The organism is Bacillus sp. ISL-41 (assembly GCF_018613235.1).
In the GTDB taxonomy this organism is placed as follows: Bacteria; Bacillota; Bacilli; order Bacillales; family Cytobacillaceae; genus Mesobacillus.
Window position 1 is genome coordinate 112,808 of the sequence record NZ_JAGGQP010000016.1, and the last position, 23,343, is coordinate 136,150.

The window sequence follows — 23,343 nt, forward strand, 5'->3', positions numbered from 1 at the left end:
AACCCACTTCCCCACTTCTGTCTATGCTGTTTTAATTTGTTTGATTGGTAAACTATCTCATATTTATTATGACATGCAGGACTAATCTGGTGCAATAGTCCTTTAATGGATTATTTTTACAAGATCTCTTTTCTAACCCTGTTTACTTTCCCAACAATACCAAAACCATTTTTGAAGAATTTAAAATAAGGCTCTGTTAAACTAGGCTGTTGATTTTCGTTCCAGGCGCTTCGCTTTCCGCGGGAAGAATATGAAAAAGACCAACTGCCGTCTTTTTCATGAGCAATTCTTCCTTGGGGCTGGCGCTGAGCCTCCTCGTCGCTTTGCTCCTGCGGGGTCTCATCTGACCAGCTAAGCCCGCAGGACATTGAATTGCTTCCTCGAATCTGCCCACGCACGATGGAAATGCGCTAGCATTTTCGGAGGAGTCTACGCGCCTTCCACTACAATCAACAGGGCTTAAAACAACATTAGGCTTTAACAGAGCCAAAAAAAAAAAAAACGGGAAAGCACTTGGCTTTCCCTTAGACTACATCCTCATATACTGGTTCAGCATTATGGAGTTTTTCTACTTTTTCTTCCGTTCCGTCTTCTGCATTGATATAAATCCTGAATGTGTCATTGCCGAGAACTCCTGTGAATTCATAGCACAACACCTCTTCATTAATGTCGTTCAGGATAATTGCTTTTTTCTCATCCATCACTTTGAGATTTGGATTGACTTTCTTTTTTGCCTCCGCCATGTCAATGCCAACCTGTGGAATTTCTCTTGTTTTATGGGATTTTAAATAATCCTCCGCAGAGAAGCCGATGACATCTCCATTGTCCAGTGCGACCTTCATATTGATTGCATCGGGATATATTCTTACGTCATCCTGCGTTCCGACAAAAGTAAATACACCGATATTATCATATTGGGCGCTTTCAAAGAGATCCAGATTTTCGAAATTATGATCCTTTAAAAAGGCAATTGCCTTATTAGAAGCGTCATTGAGACTGAGTTTTTGATTCTTCACATCTCTGTCAAGCAAGAACCAGATTGGATAGCCACCCTTTTTGGTTATATCCATATTCGCTTCAAGCTTTGTTTTTGGGTTCTGGATCGAAACACTGAAGAATCCATAATCCGAGCCTTTGCCGCTTTCCGTTACCTTCACGTTGCCGCCATTTCTGACCGGAGTATAATTCCTGGTGATCTGAATCGCTTTTTCCTTTGATATTTTCTCGCCAGGCAGCTTTTTAAAATTTTCATCCTTTTTCTGAAGATTGATCTGCGCTGGTCCGAAATCTGTTTCCGTATACCCTTCTACTGTTTTTTCGACAGTTTTGAACCCATCAATGATGGTATTGTCAGTCTGGCCCTTTTCTGTAGCAAGAGCGAGTTCAACATCCATCCAGCGGAGATTATTTTCCAGGACCATATGCTGGACTTTCCTTAAATCCTGCTGAATTTCACCTGATTGCTCATATAAGGTCTTCAAGGTCGAATATTCTTTTTCTGTTAATGGTTCTTTATCCAGATCTCGGATTGCTGCTTTATAACTGAAATTACCGATATTCGCCAGAAATTCTTCCGTCTTATTAAATGGCAAAAGAGTCAAAGGAAGCTGCCCTACATCATTATGAGCCTGCGAAGTGATTTTCCAAACCTCTGCCAACTGTGGTGATAATGAACTTCTTGAATTCATCGCTAGTGTTGTACCAATTTTATCGTTCAATAAGTCAATTTGATATGTCAGGTCATGAAAGGCTCTTTGGTAATTATTCTCAGCATTAATCAGTACCGCTGTTTTTTCCCTGTGCTCCTGATAACCCCAATAGGCAGTTCCGGCAATACCAATGACGAGGACTGCAATGGCTATTCCTCTTAGCAATTCAACTCACCCCTATTTACAAAAAATATGTTTCCCGATCTTTTTGATTTGCGGTCGTGACCAAATCCAGGCACTTGTGGCAGTGTCAGGATTAAAATAGTACATTGCATTTGAAGTAGGATCCCAGCCATTGATCGCATCAAGGACTGCTTTTTTTGCGGTTTCGTTTGGCGTAAGCCAGATTTGGCCATCAGCAACTGCTGTGAACGCCCTCGGTTCGAATATAACCCCCGAAACTGTATTCGGAAATGTAGCACTGTCCAACCTGTTCAAGATTACCGCCGCAACTGCTACCTGCCCGGTATAAGGTTCACCCCTGGCTTCTCCATAGACCGCATTAGCCATGAGCTGGATATCATTCTGCGAAAATCCATTTGGTGTATTTGTGGCAGCAGCCGGTTTGGGTGCAGATTGTGTTTGGCCACCCCCGCCCGCTGTGCCGCCGCCTTGTGCTTCGCCTCCCCAGGCAATTTTCGCATTTGGCGTCGCTTTCGCAAGCTTGAGTTTCGTCTGCCACCCTGCGACTCCATCGATTTCCAGTCCGAATTCATATTGGAAATTCCTGAGAGCCCAATAGGTACCCCAGCCAAATACTCCGTCGATTTTACCGTTGTAAAAACCAATATGCTTTAGTCGTGACTGGAGTTCAATAACATCGTCTCCTACCGCACCCTGCTGGAGCACCTGACTTGTAAACGCCTCAGCCCTTTGATCGATTACACTTAATTGCCCTAATGACATGATCAAAGCCAGCGCGGCCATCACCTTCAAGATAGACCGATATTTCTTCATTGAATGCAACCCCCAAAGATATGAACTTAAAAGATTACACCTATTTTTTGTTAAAAGTTGACTTTTATTCCACAAAACAAAAAAACCCTCCATTTTTTAAGAATGAAGAGTTTTTCAGATTGGATATTGCTTTTCAATATGCTGCAGGGTCAATATTCTCGCCTTTTTCACTTTTCTTAGTCCCAGCCACCAAAGGAAAATCATGAATGGAACCATCAGAACCAACCAGTCTTCCCTGGTCATAAGGATGAAATCATAGACACCATGCAGAAGGACTGGCACCATTAGTGAAAGTATGATCCACTTCTTTTGAACCCCGGGGGAAAACTTTGCCTTCCCTATATAGTAACCCATTATCACTCCAAAAAGCGCATGGCTGGATACAGGCAGGAGCGCCCTCCCAATTGCGTCCTGGAGGCCATTGGCAAGCAGATAAAAGATATTCTCAGCTGATGCGAAACCCAGGGACACAGCCACACTGTAGATAATTCCATCATAATGTTCATCAAAAGAAATATGCTGGAAAATTGTATAATAAAGAATAAACCATTTAAAGAATTCCTCTAATAGACCAACTGTTCCGAACGCTTTGGTGAAGTCCCCCTGGAACAATCCCTCGACAGAAAGCACATATTGAATGAACATAAGCGGAAATACAAGCAACGCACCGAAAATAAACATCTTAAACACCAGTGATAGCGGCTCTGACTCATACTGGTCCTTTAAATAAAAATAACTTAACAGCGCCAGACCCGGAGCTACCCCGGCAGTAACTATTCCCAGCATATGCTGTCCTCTTTTCAATTTGTTTTTTTAATCGTATCATGTAATTAGAAGAAAGAAAATGGATTATTATTCTTTCTTAATGGTCTTTCGGAGGTAATAGTTTTGAAGAAGAATATTTTACTGATTCATACTGGCGGTACCATTTCCATGAGCGAGGATACAAGCGGAGCGGTCAAACCTGGGGCGAATAACCCTCTGACACAGGGAACCGACCATTTATCCAATCTTGCTGAACTTATTGTAGAAGAGCCCTTCAATTTGCCATCTCCGCACATTACACCAAAAGAGATGATGGAGTTAAAATATATCCTAGAGGATTATGATAAAAAAGGCTACATCGATGGAGCAGTCATTACCCATGGGACAGATACACTGGAAGAGACAGCATATTTCCTCGATCTCACTTGCCAGGCAAGCTTCCCTGTCGTCGTTACTGGTGCAATGAGATCCAGCAATGAAATCGGCTCTGACGGCCTGTATAATTTAATATCGTCAATAAGAGTGGCATTAAGCCCGGATGCAAAGGGAAAAGGAGTACTTGTCGTCCTTAATGACGAAATTCACACGGCTGTCAACGTGACCAAGACACATACAAGCAATATCTCAACCTTTCAGAGCCCGCAATATGGCCCAATCGGGATAGTGACAAAAAGGGGAGTTCTTTTCCATCACACTCCTACGAAACACGAAAACTATCCGGTGGCGGACATCAGCAAAAAAGTTTCCCTGGTTAAAGCACACGCTGGAATGGACTCTTCTTTGCTGCAAGCCATACTTGACTTAAGCGTCGATGGTGTCGTGATCGAAGCACTTGGACAAGGCAATCTTCCGCCCTCAGCACTTGAGGGTGTACAAGATTTTCTCAAGCACAATATCCCGGTTGTCATCGTTTCCAGAAGCTTTGCCGGCATAGTCCAGGATGTTTATGGATATGAAGGCGGCGGCAAGCACCTGAAAGAATTAGGCGTCATCTTTTCAAACGGTTTGAACGGTCAGAAAGCAAGGATCAAACTGCTTGTTGCCCTTGCTAAAACGGATCAGATGGCTGAAATTAATGAGATGTTCATGTTCTAAAATTGACGTAATAACACACGAAAAAGCGGTGTCCTGAATTCATTCAGACACTGCTTTTTTATTTTTTACTATAGAATACTATAGGTGGATTATCATCTAGAAAATCATTTTTTGGGGTAACCCTCGCCAAAGGCTGATTGGTCACCAAAAGATTTTGTTTTGGGAAAATTCAGGTGTTATTGAAGCCTATTGGTGACCTAAAATCCATTTCTCGGGAAAACAGGCACCAATGAAACCTCTTGATGACCTGAAAATCCTATTTTTTGGAAAAACAGGGCACCAATCAAGCCTATTGGTGACCTAAATATCCATTTTCAGGAAAATCAGGGCACCAATGAATTCAGGTTGCTCCCACAGCTTGCTTTTCGCAGCAATATTCTCTTCTGAAAATATAAAAGGCGGGATATCCCCCGCCTTTATCCATTCTTGGTTCTGCTTGATATCGCTTCAGCAATCTGTCCGCCATGGAAGCGTCCATTTTCGATGAATATTTCGTTAGCATTATTCCCGGCAGCAATTACTCCTGCAATAAAAATGCCTGGCACGTTTGTTTCCATTGTTTCCGGATCAAAATACGGCCGACCTGTATCTGCTTCGATTTTCACACCCATTTTCTCAAGGAAGGCGTGATCCGGACGGTAGCCAGTCATCGCAAAAACATGATCATTCTTTAATTTCACCTTTTCCCCTTCAAGCTCATAAATCACATAGTCTTCCTGAATCTCTCTTACTTCTGCATTAAATACCATCTCTACAGAACCTGCCCTGACAAGCGCTTCAAATTCGGGAAGCACCCACGGTTTGATGCTTGGTGAATATTCTGCTCCCCGGTACAATACGGTCACTCGCGCCCCTGCCTTCTCCAGCTCAATCGCAGCATCCACACTGGAGTTTTTCCCGCCAATGACCACAACGTCCATATCGAAGAAAGGATGGGCTTCCTTAAAATAATGGGAAACCTTGGATAAATCTTCGCCTGGTATTCCCATGAGATTCGGATGATCATAGTAACCAGTCGCAATCACGATATTTTGGGCGGTGTATTGCTGTTTATCCGTTGAAACCTCGAAAGCGGAATCGCCTTGTTTTATAACTTCAGTCACCTTTTCATATTTATTAATTCGAAGTTTTTCGCGTTTGACCACTTCACGGTAATACACCAATGCCTGATTTCGTTTTGGTTTAAGGTTCTCGGTTATGAAGGGAACATCGCCGATGGCCAGCTTTTCACTGCTGCTGAAGAAGGTTTGATGAGTGGGATAATTATAAATCGCATTCACAATATTTCCTTTTTCAATGATAATTGGATTAAAGCCCTTTTTCTTCAAAGCAATCGCGGCGGCAAGACCACAGGGACCGCCCCCTACAATAATGACATCTTCCTTATTCATGTTGCAAAATCACTCCTTATGGATCTATATAAACCGTAAAAGCATATATAAAAAATCTCCTATCATTAAATGATAGGAGATTTCATCTTAAGATTCAATGAAGAACCCTTTGGTAATATTAAATCCAGCCTCTGAAACGGCTAGCTTCAGCCATTTTGCGGACACCGACCATGTAAGCAGCAAGACGCATGTCTACTCTGCGTGTCTGGGCTGTATCATAGATGCTGTCGAAGGATTTCACCATCACCTTTTCAAGCTTCTCTTCCACTTCTTCTTCTGTCCAATAATAACCTTGGTTATTTTGGACCCATTCAAAGTAAGAAACCGTTACGCCGCCTGCAGAAGCGAGTACATCCGGAACCAGCAGGATGCCGCGTTCTGTAAGGATTTCTGTTGCTTCCAGAGTTGTTGGGCCATTTGCTGCCTCAACGACGATACTGGCCCTGATATTATGGGCATTTTCTTCAGTAATCTGATTTTCTATCGCAGCTGGAACAAGGATGTCACAATCAAGTTCCAACAATTCTTTATTTGTAATTGTATTATTGAATAATTTGGTTACAGTACCGAAACTGTCTCGACGGTCAAGCAAGTAATCGATATCAAGTCCTTCAGGATCATGGAGACCACCATAAGCATCAGATATACCGATGATTTTTGCTCCAGCATCGTGCATAAACTTTGCTAAGTAGCTTCCGGCATTACCGAATCCCTGGACGACAACTCTTGCGCCTTCAAGTTCAATTCCCTTTTTCTTTGCAGCTTCGCGGATACAAATCGTAACCCCTTTAGCTGTTGCTGATTCACGACCATGTGAACCACCGAGTACCAGCGGCTTGCCTGTAATGAATCCTGGAGAGTTAAATTCATCTATACGGCTGTATTCATCCATCATCCAAGCCATAATCTGCGAGTTTGTGAAAACATCTGGTGCCGGGATGTCTTTTGTTGGTCCTACGATCTGGCTGATCGCACGGACATATCCACGGCTCAATCTTTCCAGTTCCCTGAATGACATGTCGCGAGGATCACAAACGATCCCGCCTTTTCCGCCGCCGTACGGCAGATCGACAATACCACATTTCAAGCTCATCCAGATTGATAAGGCTTTTACTTCTTTCTCTGATACGTTTGGATGGAAACGTATTCCTCCCTTTGTTGGACCCACTGCATCATTGTGCTGCGCCCGGTAGCCAGTAAAGACTTTAACAGATCCGTCATCCATTCTGACAGGAATTTTCACTGTCATCATCCTGAGCGGCTCCTTTAAAAGCTCAAAAACCTCATCTGGGTATCCGAGTTTTTCCAAAGCCTTGTGAATAACAGTTTGTGTAGATCGTAAGACGTCATGTTTGTCTTCTTTATTTGGATTTTCATTACCGTTTGCGGCTACCATTGATAAACCTCCTAAATCACTTTTGCGGATGTTGTCTGCTTTCATGGATTAGTATACACCTTTGGTTATTTTATGCAAGAAGAAAAAAACAGTTTTCCGCATTTTTTGATTATTGAATGAAAACGCTACCATTCAAGCCCTTATTATTATTGGTTTAATAATAAATTGACTGAATAATAAGACATTGAATGGTAATAATACAGTATTTTAAGAGTCGTTTTTGGCCGTAAACACCCCAGTAAAATTCTCTGATTTCTTTCTTTGGCAATCAGGAAAGTTGCTGCAGGGACTTGAGCACGAAACCACCTCTCAAACACAGTATTTCCCATAAAAAAAGCCGAAACCCCTCCATTATTTCATAAAATAATGGACAAGGCTTTCGACTGCACGTTCTTCCATAATCTCGTTCCCATACTCGAGCAGTCTGTGGATGCTCAATATTGATGGAACTCCGTATTCTGCCATGATAGAAACCGTCTTATCGGCCTCATCAGGCAATATTCCATTCATAAGCAAATAATAATGGTCATTCATGAAATGCAGACTGCCTCCAATAATACCGGCGTCCAATAATCTTTTCGCCAGCTGGATCACGTCCTCGATATTCTCGAACTCAAACAAAATGTCTTCGCTTCCTTCGAGCGTGACCTGCATTTCTATAATCCCATCATCGAACTGCTCCTCATCTTCATCCTGTTCGATCATAGTGACAATCATGACCATCCCCTGGGCATGCAATGAAAAAATTTCCACTGCAACTGAACCGATGATATCCAAATCGAATTCCTCGCTGGCCTCCTCAAGCATATCATGAAAAAGCTGATGCCACTTCAACGAATCTTTCCATATATCTTCTTTGGTCAATCCCCGGTCGGATAAGTCATCTATCGTAAGGAATATCTTAATCTTATTGTTGGTTAATCGTTCCAAGCGCATATTCATGCCCCCTGCCATCGACAAAGCTCTTATTGTAGTTTATGAAAATATCGCAGGTTGGTGAGTTATTTAAATTGATCAATGCGCTTTTTTAACCACATTTCCCATTCCGCTCTTGTCATTCCTACAATGTACTCCCGATATTCTTCTTGCTGCTCTAACGGCATGGAATCAAATGCTATTCCACCGAGCCCAATGATAAGGTCCGGATTAATCTTTTTCATTTCTTCGGCAAGCTTCAAGGTTGCCTTTCTATTTTCATCCAGAGTGCAGGAGAAGAAAAGAAATTTGGGTTTAATCTTTTCCACAACTACCTCTAGATCATTCTCGGCTATACTTGTGCCAAGGAAGATAACTTCAAAGCCTTTTCGCCTTAGGTAAAGCGTATAGATTAACAAACCGAGTTCATGTTTTTCACCGGGCCCGCAAACTGCAATTGACTTTGGAAGGAAAGAGCTGTGCGGGAAAGAATTTGATATTCCTTCTATTCGCGAACGTATAAATGACGAAGCAAAATGCTCATGTGCAGTCGTTATACTACCCTCTTCCCATAAATCACCCACTTTAATCAAAATGGGACCCAATAAATCGATAACAGTTTTATCAATTGTAAATAGACTAAACGCCTCATTGATTAATTCATGAGCTTTTGAGCTGTCGAACTCCAGAAGTGCAGCCAATAGCTTGTCTCCAATTTCATCGACCCTGTCCCTTTTAGGCAGTTCAGCCTTCTCCAAGGAAATAGAAGAAGAGTTCTCAAGCAAAGTCACAGCCTGACTGATCGTAAAACCTTGATTAATTTTTGAAATCAGCCACCGTAATATTTCTACATGTTCCTCGGTATATAATCGATGACCGGATTCATTTCTTACAGGGGCAATCATCTGATATCTTCTTTCCCAGGCCCTAAGGGTACCAGGCTGGATACCAAGCATTTGGGATACTGCCTTTATATTGTATTTACCTGCGCCATTGCCCATGCTAAAACCTCCATCAATACCTGTATTACCGATTATATCCATGTCTTGGCTTTGCTGTAAAACTTCAATCTGCTTTTCAGGAATCTGAAACCAATGTAATGAGATGCGTCTCAGCCTTTGCCCCCAGTCTTAAAGGGACTCCTGTGGTTCCATAGCCATTGCTGGTCAGCACTGTGGCGCCATTTTTCTTTTTGATCCCGCCTAGTTCATAGGGACCAAAACCAAATATCCTGATTTGTCCCCCGTGAGTATGACCGCTCAATACAAGGCGGATATCGTGTTCTGGCTTGAGGCTGTTAGCGATGGCAGGGTTATGGCTGATAAGGATCCTGAATCCTTCTTCCTCAGCATCACGGATGGCGAGATCCAGTCTGCTTTTACCAAGACTTAAATCATCAATCCCTAGAACGTGCATTACGTCCCCCGCATTCGATTCAAATTTAACTGCGGTATTGTCCAGTACTTTAACACCCAAGTGGTACAAAAGTGAGTCAAGTTCATGGGAATTGAATTCATAATCATTGTTTCCCCAGACGAAAAAAACTGGGCCAATCGTTTTCAACTTTTCAATATTGGCAGAAACCCTCTCCAAGGGAACACCTTTTTCAGCAAGGTCACCGCCAATAACCACAAGGTCGGCCTTTCCTTTCACCGAGCTAATTATAGTATCTTGAATAATCCGCTTATGGATATCTGATATAAAAAAGATATTGACTGGCCCGAAGCTCTCCGGAAATCCCTTCAATCGTATTTCCTGCTCAAGCACTCTGTCAGCAAAGGCCTGGCGATACATATATAGTAAAAGGAAGCTGCCAATCAGCAGCATTCCAAGGATGAAAAAAATAATCTCCATTTTTGCCTCCCGCAATACTTTATCTAGCTTTCATTTCCGTCCTCTGGTGAGCTAAAAGACATCATACCATAAAGCAAACAGAAAACGAAAAAAATTGCTGTCTGCCAAACACCCAGGGGCAGCAGCAAAAAAAATGAGCCTAGACAGGTGATTGCCAGAATAATATCAGTTCCTGCCCCCTTTTTGCCTTTATTTGCAGCTATCACACCAACTCCCCCGTCCCTGATCAGCCCCCCCATTGCATACATCCCGAATACAAGAGCCACTATCCCGGCAAGATACTCAAAAGGGTTCAGAATAAACTCTCCAAGGAAGTCCCCTGAGTGAAAAGAAAAGATTGTTGACAGCGAAATGATGAACAGATAACCGCAAAGCAGTCCAATGACCAGCCTGAAAACTTTCCAAAGCATACAAAAACCTCCCATACACAATGTATGAAAGGCCCTTGTCTTTATTTCCGTATAGAAAAGCGGAATCGCCTTGGTCAGCCCCGACAAGCGTTGGAGGGCCGACCAGTGAAGTCGCTCTTTGACTTCATTGGGCGGACCGAAACGTCTCGAGCTGCTCAAAGCTAACGCTTTTCGCAAGATACTCGAGAACTAACAGGGATGAAAACCGGCTAGGCGCTGTAGCTGACATTTTTCATAGAAAAAGATTATCCTTCTTATCTTTGAAAAAATCAAACTTCATGGATATCAAGGATGCGGAACCCAGACTCTTCCAGCTTCTTGACAAACTTGTCAATGTTGTCTTTCTTTTCGATCTTCATGACAATCCTGCGGACAAGCTTGTCTGTTTCATCAAATGTAACCAATGAGATGATGTGCTCATGGAACTGGTGGGCGATATCAGCCAGTCGTGCGATACGTCCTTCTGTTTCCACAGAAGTAAACGCAATCCTGACGCCCTCTCTATGTACTCCAAATGCACTCTGGAACTGGTCCAGGGCATCAGAGCGAGTTACAGCTCCCTGGAATTTCCCCTTTTCATCGACTACCGCCATCAGCGGGATATCCTTCAATTTCACCAAGGTACTTTCGAAGATTTCAATGCCATGGAGGATTTGTTCCTGAAGGCAAAGTACATCACGAGCAACCTTATTTTGGAGGAAATCACCCTTCTCTCCCCCTGTCTTGAAGTACTCCTGGTAGATGCCATATCTTGTGACCACACCTGCATATTGATCGCCGTCCAGTACGGGTACGCCATCAATTTCATTTCCATCCAGCTTTTCAAGAACACTTTGCAATGTTTCATCCAATTGTGCGGTTATACATTTATACTTCGGAATCATGATACTTTTAACAAACATTCCACTCACCTCGAATTTTTAAGTACTGCCCTGTCTTATATATTTCTGCATTTCTGCAAAAATCCCTTCTTTCCTAGATAAATTTAACATGAAATAAAATTTTGCTCATAAAATGAAATGAAGTTTATATAGAGGAGGGCTTAGCTTGTCAACATACAGAAGAGTTTGGTATCCGTACGCCAGTCCCTTCGACCCTTGTCCGCCGATCAAGGCGAAAACGTATTCCACGCCACCAAATTTATTCCTAGGCTTTCAGCCGCCCAATCTAGAACAGTTTACGCCAATGCAGGCATTAAGGACAGGAACGCTGTGGAAGGTTTTCTATGATCCTTGGTATTCACCTTATGAGGCTCCAAGGGAGGATGATCATTCATGAAACAATTACCGAAAGAGTTCTATGCAGCCATGGAAGAACTCCAGGCAGTAGATTTTGTTCTTGTCGAACTCACCTTGTACCTTGATACCCACCCAGAGGATTATGAAGCCATCAATCAGTTTAACCAGTTCGCAAAAGAAAGACGACGATTGAAGAAAGTCGTTGAAAGTATGTATGGACCTCTCCAGCAATTCGGCAACAGCTACTCTGGTTATCCATGGAACTGGGATGACGGTCCTTGGCCTTGGCAGATCTAAACTCAAATTAGGAGGGGGTAAGGAAAATGTGGCTTTATGAAAAAAAACTGCAATATCCCGTAAAAGTAAGCACTTGTAATCCCATGCTTGCCAAATTCCTGGTTGAGCAATATGGCGGAGCTGACGGAGAATTAGCTGCGGCACTCAGATACTTAAACCAGCGCTATACGATTCCTGATAAAGTAATCGGCTTATTGACCGATATTGGCACAGAAGAATTCGCCCACCTGGAAATGATAGCAACGATGATTTACAAATTAACAAAAGATGCCACTCCGGAACAAATGAAACAGGCTGGACTAGATGCACATTATGCGAATCATGATAGTGCCCTTTTCTACCATAATGCTGCAGGTGTTCCGTGGACCGCATCCTATATTCAGGCAAAAGGCGACCCAATCGCTGATTTATATGAAGACATTGCGGCTGAAGAAAAGGCGAGAGCAACATATCAGTGGATTATTAACATGAGCGACGACCCTGATCTAAACGACGGATTAAGATTCCTCCGCGAACGGGAAATCATCCATTCCCAGCGCTTCCGTGAAGCAGTGGAGATTTTAAAGGATGAACAAGGGAAAAAGAGAATATTTTAAAAAAATAGAAGCGTCCCTTTTGGATGCTTCTATTTATTTTCATGAAACAGATTGATATCAAACTTCTTCTTCATCATGTCAAATACAATATGGCGATTTTTCCATTCCTCTTCTTTTTTCCATAAATCCTTACTTCTGTCCACAATTTCACACCTTAGTGCCTGGTATTCTTTCTCTGCCTTTTCGCGCTTCTCTTTTAACAGAATCATCAATCCATAGGTCCCTACCGTTAAAATGAGGAAATATAAATTTGCAGAATTCTGGACATACACGGAAAAAATCTCAGCGAATGAATACGAATAAGGCTGCAGCACCGTTACATAGAGATAATAGAAGTAGATTGAAATAAATCCAATCGTCACCCATACTGACAAAAGATGTCTGGATTTAAACCGGTCAAACTTTCGCTTTCGCTCAATTAAGTTCTGCAGCATCCTTTTAGTCGCAGGGTCCGTCCGATTATCAAGGTTCTCGATTTCCTGTTCCATGCCAAGCCCTCCCCTTTATATCATTTTTATGAACTTGTCCTTGGAGTTATGATATTGCCTTATAAAAAAGAAAAAGAATCTAGTTCGACTCCCATACTTCTCATAGGAGCAAGACGTCCAATTCTCTGACTAAAATGCACGCTCCATTAAAGGCAAACAATCAAAAAAAGCCAGGAGTTTTTCACTCTCCGGCTAATTTTTAATAGGTATCTTCAATACTTGTCCTGCTTGAATCTCATTTCCCTGAATGTTGTTTGCTTTTTTAATGATTGGAATTCCATCCTGGGATTTATAGTAGGTCATTGCTACTCTGAACAATGTTTCATTTGGTTTTACAGTATGATAGATGACCTTTTCACTATTTTCTGGTACTTCTTCATCTGCAGTTGTGTCTTCTGCAGCTGCAGATTCATTTACGGGCTCAGCTGAGGCTGGAGCGGTTATTTTTCCGCTATCTTTTTCTCCATCTGCTTCTTCCGCAGTATTTTTGTCCCCGCTGCTTGACGGAGCAGGTCCAGCTGTCACAACATCGATTCCATCTGGATCGGCAATTTCTTCATAGGATGGCGCTTCCTGGTCTGCTTCTTCCTGGTCCTTACTGTTACGTTCATCCTGGCCTTCAACATTGATCATTTCCACCCCTGCACGTTCCTGTGACTTATTCAAAGGCGTTTTCACACCATCCAGGTATGAGATAATGCTGAAAAAAGAAATAGGCAGCAGGATGAAAAACAGAGCCATCAGCCTGATTACAGGGTACTTTACTTTAACCTTAGTTTTTTTCTGTTTTTGCCTGTGCATCTCACTTCTTGGCGGGAGGGATTCCTTTTTTTCAGTAGTATGCTCAGTTTTGCGCTCCACTCTTTTTCTCAGCCGCTCAGCCTGGTCCCTTATAGGTTTTTCCTTATTCACTGCCTGTACCCCCAATTGTTGCTTGAGTCCTGAATTTAATGATCAAACCTAAGATAAAATCAATGAAAAAATGCATCACGATTGTGACAACAAGATTATTTGTCACCATATAAATATAGCCAATCAAGAAACTCAATAAAATTATATTAGTAAACAAAAACCAATTGAACAGATAGCGATAATGGACGACTGCGAAAATTATGCTCGATATGATTAACCCGGTATTTGTCTGAATGACACCTCTAAAAAGAATTTCTTCACTAATTGCTACCATAGCGGCAATCAGCATAATCTGGACTACACTTCTATTCTTAAATATCCTTTCGTTCAAGCCTCCATCGTCATAGTAGGACTTCGGCAGATATTTCATGAAGATGAAGTCCATAACAATGACTGCAGCTCCCGCAGTGAGACCAACCAACAAAATATTCCAGTCTCTCCAAATAAATAATCCTTCAAACTCATTGAAGCTATCAAACAATATCATACCTAATATTGCTGATATCGTTAATAGTAAAATTTGCGTAGCGATTAAATGGAACAGCAGTTCTTTTTCAGTAAGCCCTGCCACGGTTTCCTTATATCGATCTTTCATTATATCCGCTCTCTCATCAATAGAATTGAAGCCAATTCCTGCTTCCAGTCCAACGCAGCGTCACATTGCCCGCCGGCTGGTTCGGTTTCTTCAAAATGATCTATATTTATACCACAATTACTGCAGCAATTACGGGGCCGATCCTGGATTTCTTCGCCAAACATACCTAAAATAAAAGCCCTCTTGCATTCCTGTGTATGAATCCATTCAAGCATCTTCTTAATTTGCTTATTTTTTACCTGCAGACGATTTTCGATTAATTGTCCGAGGCTCCTTTTATCCTTGTTATAATCTATCGTTTCAATACTAGAGAGGTAATCCTCGACAATCCTCCATTGGATCTCAGTGAAGCCGCATATCATTGACAGCTCTTCAGCACGTCCGTCAAGATCATGATAATGGAGCTGGTTATCAATTATAAAGGCAAACAGCCTTTCAATCTGGTATTGATCAGGGAGCTCACCTTCAGCGAGCTGGTACGCCAGCTGTTCGTCTCCTGGAGTGTAAATCAAGACGGCAATTGAATCGCGGCCATCCCTTGCCGCCCTTCCTATTTCCTGAAGGTATGATTCAATTTGCATTGGCATATGAAAATGAATCACATAACGGACGTTTTCTTTATTAATACCCATTCCAAAAGCGCTTGTAGCACAAACCACATCAAGCTGGCCATTGATGAATTGCTGCTGGATAAGGATCCGGCTTTCCGGATCCAGGCCCCCATGATAGGCCATGGCATTCGTGATTCCTTTTTCCCTCATATGCGCCGCTGTTTGCTCAGCGACTTTCTTGCTGGAAAAATAAATGATCCCGGGTCCTTTAAAAAATTTCACCAGCTCAACTGTCCGGTCCAGCTTATCCTGAAAGGCAGATGCGAATTCCAAGGCAAGAGAAATAGCGGGCCTGTCCACAGAATAAACCACTTCATTCCAATCTCCTAAATGGAGCTTTTCAGCTATATCCCTTCGGACTTCCTCTGAGGCCGTGGCTGTCAGTGCAAGCGTCAAAGGATGGCCCAGCTTCTCCCTGAACTCCCCAAGCTTGAGATAGTCCGGCCTAAAATCATATCCCCATTGAGAAATACAATGGGCCTCATCTACAACGAAAAGCGAGACAGACAATTTTTTAATCCGCTTTAATACAGAATCAATTCCCAGCATCTCTGGAGAAATGAAAATAAAACGAAACCTTTCGAGTTCTTCCATTGCTTTGCCTTTTTGCTGTGGTGACAAAAAGGAATTCAAGGCAATAACTCTCTTTTCACCCATCGCCATCATCTGCTCAACCTGATCCTGCATAAGGGACAGCAACGGTGAAACAATCAAGACTGGCCCGTCCACCAGGTAACCTGGAAGCTGGTAGCACAGGGACTTACCCGTTCCAGTTGGCAGCATGGAAATCGTATGTTTTTTTCCTACAACCGATTGGATCGTTTCTTCCTGCCCTGGACGGAAATCCTCGAACCCAAAATACCTTTTTAAATAGTTTTTTAATTCCATTCCATATCACCATATTTAGCCAGAACAAGCCTGATTTCAAAATAGGAGGCATCAGCCACTTGTTCCTTGATTTGCTTTAGTTTTTTTGCGGAATTCTGCTGAGCTGCGAGAAGGATCCTTTCCCTTTTGTCATTAGGAACATAGTGATCTATATTAAAGTCCTTGATGGAAAGAGCAATTTCCACAACATGATCTTCTATTGTGCTTTGCTTAAGGTTTCGGACAGCTGCAATCTCTTCCAGGGTATAACCCCTTTGCATTAATCTATAGGTTTTGTCAGTTGAAATCGTCAAGGGAACGCTGCGCTCCGCCTTTATGATCAACCCACTAAGCAATGGATAGGCATGTTCGTTCTCTATCACCCTGTCAAACATTGCATGTAAGCAATTTAAGAATTCGTAATGATAGTGAGCCGGTTCCAGACCAGTCTTTTCAGCAGCCTGCAGAGTGGTTAATCCAATTTTCTTAAAGCCAGTCAGTCTAATAACAACCAATTCGGGTCTCGTATTTTCATTATCAAGAGCAGAGATCAGCTCATGATAAAGCCTTTCAGAAAGCTTGTAACGATCTTCATTTTGCTGCTTGATGTAATGTTTAACCCAAATAAGGGTTTCTCGCTTATTTCTTACCGGGATAAAGGAGCGTTGGTGATTGATCAGATTAGAACTCACCTGGATCAGCAACGTCAACCTTTCCCAAAAAGAGTCCGTCACCTGATGATATTTCCAGCCATTCAGATAATCAGGAAGCTTGTATTCAGCTAACTGTTGGTCAAGCGCTTTCTCTCCCTTGCCCGTTAATATTACCTTCGTTTCCGCAATTTCCTCTGCCATTCCCCTTTGCTTCAGCCTATCAATCATTTTTTCGAGTCCTGCACGGGTAACTGAAGGGTATGTATGGAAATATGGGGTGATTTTATACAAATGCGCGTCTTGTATCGTCTGCGAAGAACGTTTGCCCTGAAGAAGATGAAATAGCGAATAAATGGTTCTTTCGCCATTGATTTTTTTCAATATAGACAAAACAACTGTTTCCAAATATGTTATCTCCATAAAATCACCCTGGAATGAAAAATTAAGCAAAGGGCACGATAATATTCGGCGCCCACTATAGCAGAAAAATAATCTAACATTATTTTAACATGAAAATATCTAGTAAAATGTTTTATTTTCAACGGAAAAACCATTCAACGCCTTGTGTGATAAGCATTCTCAATACTTTTTTTATTGAAATGTTGGCGATACAGTTTTACAATAGGTATGAGGAATACGTTTTCACTGTTTCGGTGGAAACAGCATATTATTGTTAAACACTTGGGAGGAATTATATCATGGCTAAGTACACAATTGTTGACAAAGAAACTTGTATTGCATGTGGAGCTTGCGGTGCAGCTGCTCCAGACATCTACGATTACGACGATGAAGGCATCGCATTCGTAACACTTGATGAAAACGAAGGTATCGTTGAGATCCCCGATGTATTAATTGACGACATGATGGATGCATTCGAAGGCTGCCCAACTGACTCAATCAAAGTTGCAGATGAGCCATTTAATGGAGATGCTACTAAATTCGAATAAGAAAATACATAATTCCCGCTTACAGGCGGGAATTTTTTTTGAAGTTATTACGTTGGATTATCACTTTTATTTGCTGTCTATCCGTGTATGAATGATGACCTCTGTACATCGCATTTAAAAAATTAAAAAGCAACGGTGCAGCAGACCGTTGCTTTTGTATTAGAATTCATAATGAATTTATGCACTTTTTAAAGCTTGCTGTCTCTCGATCCATGTTTTCATCCTTGTGAAGATCAGCATGAATATGACAGACATCAGTAAGCCTTTAACGAAATTGAATGGTAAAATCCCTGCGACTATCATGGCTCGCGTTTCCGGTCCAGACATTGCCGGCATATTCAAGAACAATGTGTAGGCAGGAAGGAACACGTAATAGTTCAGGACACTCATCAGGATGGCCATACTTGTTGTACCAGCCACCAACGCGAACGTCATTCCCTTATTGGATTTCATCCGCTGATAGATATAATAGGTTGGAAGGATGAATAAAACACCTGCAACAAAGTTGGCAACATGCCCAACAGGAACACCCGTATCACTGCCTGTCATAAAATAATCAAGCGTATTCTTCAAGAATTCTACTAAAATACCGGCAGCCGGACCAAAAATCAACGCAGCAATCAATGCAGGTATATCACTGAAATCGACCATTAAGAATTTTGGAAACGGCGGCAGCGGAAAATTCAGCAGCATCAATACATACGAGATACTGCTCAGCATACCAATTGAGACCATTGCTTTGACACTAAATTTTTTCATTTTCCTCTCTCCTTATAGAGATCCATCTCACATAAAGAAGAAAGATTCGGCAATCACATACCCATAACAAATAAAACCCTCAAGTTTTCTTAACTTGAGGGAGAATTGTGAAGGGTATGCCAAATAACCGTTCGAAACCTGCAATTTCGAACGTCTGCAGAACCTCCATCTTCTCCCATCCAGACTATACTGTCGGCTTTGGAATCGCACCAAATCCTGCCCTTAGGCTCGCGGGCTTAGAGAATGTATCTCATTACCGCCGATCGGGAATTTCACCCTGCCCCGAAGATAGACCATATTTAATTTAACAAGTTTATTATACTGAAAAAAAGATATTTTGTGAAGGTGTATGCTTGTGACGATTTTTTGTCTGAAATACTTTAAATGTATTTTGGTCAAAAAGAGGTTAATGATTGAAAAAAATTCTGCTAAATTCGGATTAACAGAATATATTTAGAATAATTCAATTGAATTTGGCAGCGCTTGCATTGTATTCATGAACAATTTGAGAGTTTGACAAAAGAATATTCGTTTTGTAAAATAATCAGAAAATTACTACTTTATTTCTTAATAAGGAGTGAGCAAAAAATGTTTCAGGTTCTGGCGGCAGATTCAATAAAGGAAAAAGGCTTACAGCCATTATTAGAACACGAAGGAATCCAGGTACATATCGGGGGTGTTGACTCAGGGATAACCGATTTACAAGAGGTTGATGCCCTGTTAGTCAGGAGCGCAACGAAAGTCACCAAAGAGCTGCTCGATCGTATGCCAGCACTAAAAATCGTGGGCCGGGCAGGTGTCGGTGTAGACAATATCGATATCAACGAAGCGACAAAGAGAGGAATTATCGTCGTAAACGCTCCGGATGGAAACACCATTTCTACCGCAGAACATACCTTTGCGATGATGTCTGCTTTAATGCGGAACATCCCGCAGGCACACTCCACTGTAAAAAATGGAGAATGGAAGAGAAATAAGTTTATTGGAAATGAACTTTATGGAAAAATCCTAGGCATTATCGGTTTGGGAAGGATTGGTTCTGAGCTCGCAAAAAGAGCCCGAGCTTTTGGGATGTCTGTAAAGGTATATGACCCATTCCTGACTAAAGAGCGGGCAGATGTTTTGGGAGTTCAATTATCCTCCTTTGACGAGGTCCTCGCAGAAACTGATATTATCTCGGTCCACACACCTTTGACGAAAGAAACGAAAGGACTTCTCAATGAAAAAACATTGAGCCAAACTAAAAAAGGCGTCTATCTCCTCAACTGTGCGAGAGGAGGAATCATTGATGAGATGGCTCTCGCTCATTATATTGAGAACGGTCATGTTGCCGGCGCTGCACTGGATGTATTCGAAGTTGAACCCCCAGAGGATCACCCTTTACTTAAGTTTGATTCAGTTATTGCCACCCCACATCTCGGAGCTTCTACAAAAGAAGCACAGCTGAATGTTGCAACCCAGGTCGCCAGAGAAATCAGGACTTATTTTGAGAATAAACCTGTGGCCAACTCGATTAATCTCCCGGCAATGTCTAAAGAAATCTATGAAAAAATCCAACCCTACCACCAGCTTGCGAAGGAAATGGGGAAGATTGTCTCAGAATGCCATAACAAAGGAATCAGCGAGCTGACAGCCACCTATTCAGGTACTGCAGCGGATCTCGAGACCTCTTTTTTAACTAAGGCGCTCCTTGCCGGATTTTTCGAAAACCGCATTGATGTGAAAGTAAACGAAGTAAATGCAATTCACATTGCAAAAGAGCGCGGAATCATGGTTGGGGAAAAAGTGACAGGAAATTCCTTTGGCTACGCAAATACCATAACAGTAACAGCAAGCGGAGACGGAGAAACTTTTACAGCCAGAGGAACCTACATTGACCATTACGGGCCAAGGATTGTCAATCTGGACGGTTTTAACATTGATTTCCACCCTGCAGGGAACCTCCTGTATATCCAGCACATGGACCGTCCTGGGGTTATCGGGCATGTAGGAAAGGTCCTGGGTGACCATGGCGTGAACATTGCGACCATGCAGGTCGGAAGAAAAGAGGCCGGCGGCGAAGCCATCATGGTCCTTTCGTTTGACAAGCCCCTTTCAAATGAGATGATCGGCAAGCTTGAGTCGCTGCAGGACATTGTCACGATCAATAGCATATTGCTCTAAGCACAGCAAACAGGCCTCCAGTTAACGAAGCCACTGAAAATCCTCCCATTTTTTAGCTGTACTTGAGAACCAAAATTAAAAAAGCCGGTCCAATTCCATATTTTTGAAATTGGACCGGCTTTTTTTCTTGTATTTGTCCTTTTCCCTCTATGGTTGCCCTATCAGTTTTAGAATTCTTTTTAAATTGCCGTAAATATGGCCATGGCACCTTGCATTTGCATGCCAATTAGACCCGAGGAAGTGGCTACATCATACCCGTGTCTGTGTTTTAACTCGCTATTCTTTGCCTCTATTTTATAGCGTTCCTTGGATTTCTCCTTGAAGTGAAGTCGACAAGATCATTTAACTGGCGCAACATATTATCCTTTGGCACGATAAGGTCATAGAGACCCATATAAGGACTTAGCTTAATTGATTGTTGTATTGGCATCATTGGAACCACCCATTTTAAAAAGATTACCTTCATTAGAAAGCAAAGTACGTCCAAATCCGTTAAAAAAGTCAGGGATTTGGACGTTCTATAGTTTGATAAAGAATCTCGATTTAAGCACCAGGTTGATTGGAACGGAAGGTGCGCAGACTCCTGCGGGATCAGCGGGACAGGTGAGAACCCGCAGGCGCTTTAGCGCTGAGGAGGCACCGCACGCCCCGCGGAAAGCGAAGCATCCTGGAATGGAAATCAACCGGCCAATTTACTAAAGGCTACCTTTATGAACTTTTTCAGTGGCCTCCAGTTAACGTGGCCTGTTTTTTTGAACAGTAAGGTGTTTAGTATGAGTTTGTTTATCTCCAGCACTTTTCATTTCCCATTTTATCCCAACGGAAAAGATTTTCTTTCACCTTTGGAGAATGTCATGATTTCTTCATAGCCAACCTCTCGTGCTAGTTCCAGGGCCTTGCCAAAATCAGCACCGACATGCTCAGGTACATGGGCATCGGAAGACAAAACAATCGGTATATTCTTATCAAAGCACATCTGCAATAGTCTTTTGTCTGGATACAATGTCTGAGTAGGCTTCCGCAATCCTGCAGTGCTTATTTCCACACAGGTCTTGGATTGTGCTAGCGCTGATGTCGAGCGATCGTACTGTTCCAAAAGGAAGCTTTCATCTTCAGGGACATATTTAAAAATCTTCACAAGATCAATGTGCCCTATGATATCGAAAAGATTAGATTCAGCCAGTGTTACCACCTGGTCAAAATAACTTTTATAAACTTCATATAAATCTCTTCTGTCCCATTCTTTACGATATTCAGCCAGGTCAATCCCGAAATCGCCAATCCAATGGATCGATCCTATCACATAATCAAACTCATAGCTGTTGATGAACTGTTCCATTTCCCTATGCTTGCCAGGAGTGTAATCCATCTCAATTGACATTTTAACGTCAATTTCATTTTTCCATGCTTCCTTAAAAAGATTAACGTAATCAGCCATATCATAGAATCTGCGTTCATCCACCCAGCTGTTGCGCAGGATATCTGCAGTCTGGTAGAAGTGATATGCATGCTCAGAAATCCCGAAATGCTGGATTCCCCTTTTATTGGCCATATCAGTAAACTGCTTCAAATAGTCCAGCGTCAAAGTGCCTCTTTCCAGGTGGTTGTGGTAATCCGTCAGCATAGTATCCATCCCCTTTGTGACCGTTTTACCTATTATACTTTCAGATAACAGCGGGGGACAAGGATTGATTATCGGGTAATTAATATTTGCTGCGGCTGGATTGTATCAGATGTCAAATTGTTCAAAGCTTTTAATTTTTCAACAGAAGTGTTTGTCTTTCTTGCAATAGAGATTAGTGTATCCCCAGATGAAACCACATAACTCTCTTCAGCTGAGCGCTCGATTATTAAAACGTCTCCTGTAGAAATCTGGTCGCTGTTCATATTATTTTCTTTCTTGATTTTTTCTACAGAAGTGTCATATTGTCCAGCGATTGACCAAAGCGTCTCGCCTCTTTGGACGGTATGCTTTGCTAGAGGCTGATGCTCAGCAGCAGCTAGTTTTTCTGAATTTGCGTTTGCATTGTCAACATGGTAGCTACCGCCTTTATTGCCAATATCAATATTATCCATCAAGCGAAGCTTGGCAATTGTCTCTACCGTCACTTCACTTCCTTTTTTCTCCATAGCTAAAATAGGCTGTCCTACAGCTGCTTCACCTAAAGCCAATACAGGATCTACAGCATTTTCTTTTTCGTATGTCCAGTTATCCTTGTGGATTTCAAAATGGAGATGAACTCCAGAGGAATCCCCTGTGTTCCCCATCAGGCCGATCACAGCTCCCTGCTTAACAACCTGCCCCTCTTTCACATTCCTTTTATTCAAATGGGCGTATACAGTTTCCAGGTTATTCTCATGCTTAATGAACACTACATGTCCGTATGAGCCCGAATAATATGATTTTGTAACTACCCCTTTATCAACGCTATGTATTGGTGTTTTGAATTCACCAGCAATGTCAATTCCCTTATGGTGGCCATGTCGGGTTCCATATAAATCCGTTACAACTCCATCGGCAGGCCAAATCCAATCTGAAGTCAATTCTGTTAAATCGAGCATTTCTGCCTGAGAGTGCTTTCCGCCAAGAAATAATAAGCTGATACAGAGTGCCATGATCCCGGCAATGAGTAAACGCTTTATGTAATCCTGCATTTTCTTCCTCCTTAACTTTTTACATCCCTTTCCATCCCTATGACAGCCTGTACAAAAATAGAACTGTTTG

25 protein-coding genes, 1 pseudogene and 1 riboswitch are annotated in these 23,343 nt (G+C 42.1%); of the genes and pseudogenes, 6 read left to right on the plus strand and 20 right to left on the minus strand.

The window, feature by feature from the left end; all coding sequences use genetic code 11:
* Positions 1-116 precede the first annotated feature (116 nt).
* The 4 genes from J7I80_RS07550 to prsW all read right to left on the minus strand — a co-directional run bounded on the left by J7I80_RS07550 (position 117) and on the right by prsW (position 3,452).
* Positions 117-368 (minus strand): hypothetical protein, encoded by a 252-nt coding sequence (locus J7I80_RS07550; protein ID WP_214737148.1) that lies wholly within the window; start codon positions 366-368, stop codon positions 117-119.
* Positions 369-524: 156 nt separating this feature from the next.
* Complete coding sequence (gene ypeB / locus J7I80_RS07555; RefSeq protein ID WP_214737150.1) at positions 525-1,874, minus strand: germination protein YpeB; 1,350 nt, start codon at positions 1,872-1,874, stop codon at positions 525-527.
* Positions 1,875-1,886: 12 nt separating this feature from the next.
* Entirely contained in the window at positions 1,887-2,636 is a 750-nt protein-coding gene (gene sleB / locus J7I80_RS07560) for a spore cortex-lytic enzyme (protein WP_251027655.1), read from the minus strand.
* Positions 2,637-2,780: 144 nt separating this feature from the next.
* Positions 2,781-3,452, minus strand: coding sequence for a glutamic-type intramembrane protease PrsW (gene prsW, locus J7I80_RS07565; protein WP_214737154.1), 672 nt, complete (start codon positions 3,450-3,452; stop codon positions 2,781-2,783).
* Between the two features lie 102 nt (positions 3,453-3,554).
* Here prsW and J7I80_RS07570 point away from each other — a divergent pair, with 102 nt between their 5' ends.
* The gene (locus J7I80_RS07570) at positions 3,555-4,526 is read left to right on the plus strand and encodes an asparaginase (protein ID WP_214737156.1); all 972 of its coding nucleotides are present in this window, start codon (positions 3,555-3,557) and stop codon (positions 4,524-4,526) included.
* A 416-nt stretch (positions 4,527-4,942) separates the two neighbouring features.
* Here the strand turns inward: J7I80_RS07570 and J7I80_RS07575 are convergent, their stop codons facing one another.
* The 7 genes from J7I80_RS07575 to J7I80_RS07605 all read right to left on the minus strand — a co-directional run bounded on the left by J7I80_RS07575 (position 4,943) and on the right by J7I80_RS07605 (position 11,394).
* On the minus strand, positions 4,943-5,917 hold the full coding sequence (locus J7I80_RS07575; RefSeq protein ID WP_214737158.1) for a YpdA family putative bacillithiol disulfide reductase: 975 nt from the start codon (positions 5,915-5,917) through the stop codon (positions 4,943-4,945).
* 118 nt (positions 5,918-6,035) lie between these two features.
* Positions 6,036-7,313, minus strand: coding sequence for a Glu/Leu/Phe/Val family dehydrogenase (locus J7I80_RS07580; protein WP_167831393.1), 1,278 nt, complete (start codon positions 7,311-7,313; stop codon positions 6,036-6,038).
* Between the two features lie 351 nt (positions 7,314-7,664).
* Positions 7,665-8,249, minus strand: a complete 585-nt coding sequence (locus J7I80_RS07585) for a genetic competence negative regulator (protein ID WP_214737160.1) — start codon at positions 8,247-8,249, stop codon at positions 7,665-7,667.
* Between the two features lie 65 nt (positions 8,250-8,314).
* Positions 8,315-9,229: a MerR family transcriptional regulator gene (locus J7I80_RS07590; RefSeq protein WP_214737162.1), complete on the minus strand. Its 915-nt coding sequence runs from the start codon at positions 9,227-9,229 to the stop codon at positions 8,315-8,317.
* 76 nt (positions 9,230-9,305) lie between these two features.
* Positions 9,306-10,082, minus strand: a complete 777-nt coding sequence (locus J7I80_RS07595) for a metallophosphoesterase (protein ID WP_214737164.1) — start codon at positions 10,080-10,082, stop codon at positions 9,306-9,308.
* A 23-nt stretch (positions 10,083-10,105) separates the two neighbouring features.
* On the minus strand, positions 10,106-10,492 hold the full coding sequence (locus tag J7I80_RS07600) for a hypothetical protein (RefSeq protein ID WP_214737167.1): 387 nt from the start codon (positions 10,490-10,492) through the stop codon (positions 10,106-10,108).
* 269 nt (positions 10,493-10,761) lie between these two features.
* Positions 10,762-11,394, minus strand: coding sequence for a CBS domain-containing protein (locus J7I80_RS07605; RefSeq protein WP_214737169.1), 633 nt, complete (start codon positions 11,392-11,394; stop codon positions 10,762-10,764).
* A gap of 145 nt (positions 11,395-11,539) precedes the next feature.
* On the opposite strand from J7I80_RS07605, the gene J7I80_RS07610 reads away from it, so the two are divergent.
* The 3 genes from J7I80_RS07610 to J7I80_RS07620 are packed head-to-tail and all read left to right on the plus strand — an operon-like array spanning position 11,540 to position 12,623.
* Positions 11,540-11,770 (plus strand): spore coat associated protein CotJA, encoded by a 231-nt coding sequence (locus J7I80_RS07610; RefSeq protein ID WP_213368303.1) that lies wholly within the window; start codon positions 11,540-11,542, stop codon positions 11,768-11,770.
* On the plus strand, positions 11,767-12,027 hold the full coding sequence (locus J7I80_RS07615; protein WP_214737171.1) for a spore coat protein CotJB: 261 nt from the start codon (positions 11,767-11,769) through the stop codon (positions 12,025-12,027). Before J7I80_RS07610 ends, J7I80_RS07615 begins: the two co-directional genes overlap by 4 nt.
* 26 nt (positions 12,028-12,053) lie before the next feature.
* Entirely contained in the window at positions 12,054-12,623 is a 570-nt protein-coding gene (locus J7I80_RS07620; protein WP_214737173.1) for a manganese catalase family protein, read from the plus strand.
* A gap of 29 nt (positions 12,624-12,652) precedes the next feature.
* On the opposite strand, the gene J7I80_RS07625 is transcribed toward J7I80_RS07620, so the two are convergent.
* From J7I80_RS07625 to J7I80_RS07645, 5 genes are all read right to left on the minus strand, one after another.
* On the minus strand, positions 12,653-13,111 hold the full coding sequence (locus J7I80_RS07625) for a YpbF family protein (RefSeq protein WP_192470630.1): 459 nt from the start codon (positions 13,109-13,111) through the stop codon (positions 12,653-12,655).
* 192 nt (positions 13,112-13,303) lie between these two features.
* Positions 13,304-14,023: a LysM peptidoglycan-binding domain-containing protein gene (locus J7I80_RS07630; protein WP_214737175.1), complete on the minus strand. Its 720-nt coding sequence runs from the start codon at positions 14,021-14,023 to the stop codon at positions 13,304-13,306.
* Positions 14,016-14,618 carry a CPBP family intramembrane glutamic endopeptidase gene (locus tag J7I80_RS07635; protein WP_214737177.1) on the minus strand — a complete coding sequence of 201 codons (603 nt, stop codon included), beginning with the start codon at positions 14,616-14,618 and terminating at the stop codon, positions 14,016-14,018. The genes J7I80_RS07630 and J7I80_RS07635 overlap by 8 nt, the downstream gene beginning before the upstream one ends.
* Positions 14,618-16,117, minus strand: coding sequence for a RecQ family ATP-dependent DNA helicase (locus tag J7I80_RS07640; protein ID WP_214737179.1), 1,500 nt, complete (start codon positions 16,115-16,117; stop codon positions 14,618-14,620). Before J7I80_RS07640 ends, J7I80_RS07635 begins: the two co-directional genes overlap by 1 nt.
* Entirely contained in the window at positions 16,108-17,154 is a 1,047-nt protein-coding gene (locus tag J7I80_RS07645; protein ID WP_251027652.1) for a YpbB family protein, read from the minus strand. The genes J7I80_RS07640 and J7I80_RS07645 overlap by 10 nt, the downstream gene beginning before the upstream one ends.
* A 293-nt stretch (positions 17,155-17,447) precedes the next feature.
* Here J7I80_RS07645 and J7I80_RS07650 point away from each other — a divergent pair, with 293 nt between their 5' ends.
* Complete coding sequence (locus tag J7I80_RS07650; RefSeq protein WP_023627496.1) at positions 17,448-17,696, plus strand: ferredoxin; 249 nt, start codon at positions 17,448-17,450, stop codon at positions 17,694-17,696.
* A 177-nt stretch (positions 17,697-17,873) separates the two neighbouring features.
* Here the strand turns inward: J7I80_RS07650 and J7I80_RS07655 are convergent, their stop codons facing one another.
* A complete protein-coding gene (locus J7I80_RS07655) occupies positions 17,874-18,455 on the minus strand; it encodes an ECF transporter S component (protein ID WP_214737183.1) in 582 nt (193 codons plus the stop codon).
* Positions 18,456-18,618: 163 nt separating this feature from the next.
* Positions 18,619-18,749: riboswitch (FMN riboswitch) on the minus strand.
* 294 nt (positions 18,750-19,043) lie between these two features.
* Here J7I80_RS07655 and serA point away from each other — a divergent pair.
* Positions 19,044-20,618 (plus strand): phosphoglycerate dehydrogenase, encoded by a 1,575-nt coding sequence (gene serA / locus J7I80_RS07660; protein ID WP_214737185.1) that lies wholly within the window; start codon positions 19,044-19,046, stop codon positions 20,616-20,618.
* A 147-nt stretch (positions 20,619-20,765) separates the two neighbouring features.
* Here serA and J7I80_RS23285 read toward each other — a convergent pair.
* From J7I80_RS23285 to J7I80_RS07670, 3 genes and pseudogenes are all read right to left on the minus strand, one after another.
* Positions 20,766-20,944, minus strand: a pseudogene (locus tag J7I80_RS23285) (IS5/IS1182 family transposase); the annotation flags it as partial.
* Between the two features lie 485 nt (positions 20,945-21,429).
* Positions 21,430-22,242 carry a histidinol-phosphatase gene (locus tag J7I80_RS07665; protein WP_214737187.1) on the minus strand — a complete coding sequence of 271 codons (813 nt, stop codon included), beginning with the start codon at positions 22,240-22,242 and terminating at the stop codon, positions 21,430-21,432.
* Positions 22,243-22,310: 68 nt separating this feature from the next.
* Entirely contained in the window at positions 22,311-23,273 is a 963-nt protein-coding gene (locus J7I80_RS07670) for a M23 family metallopeptidase (protein WP_214737189.1), read from the minus strand.
* Between the last annotated feature and the right edge of the window lie 70 nt (positions 23,274-23,343).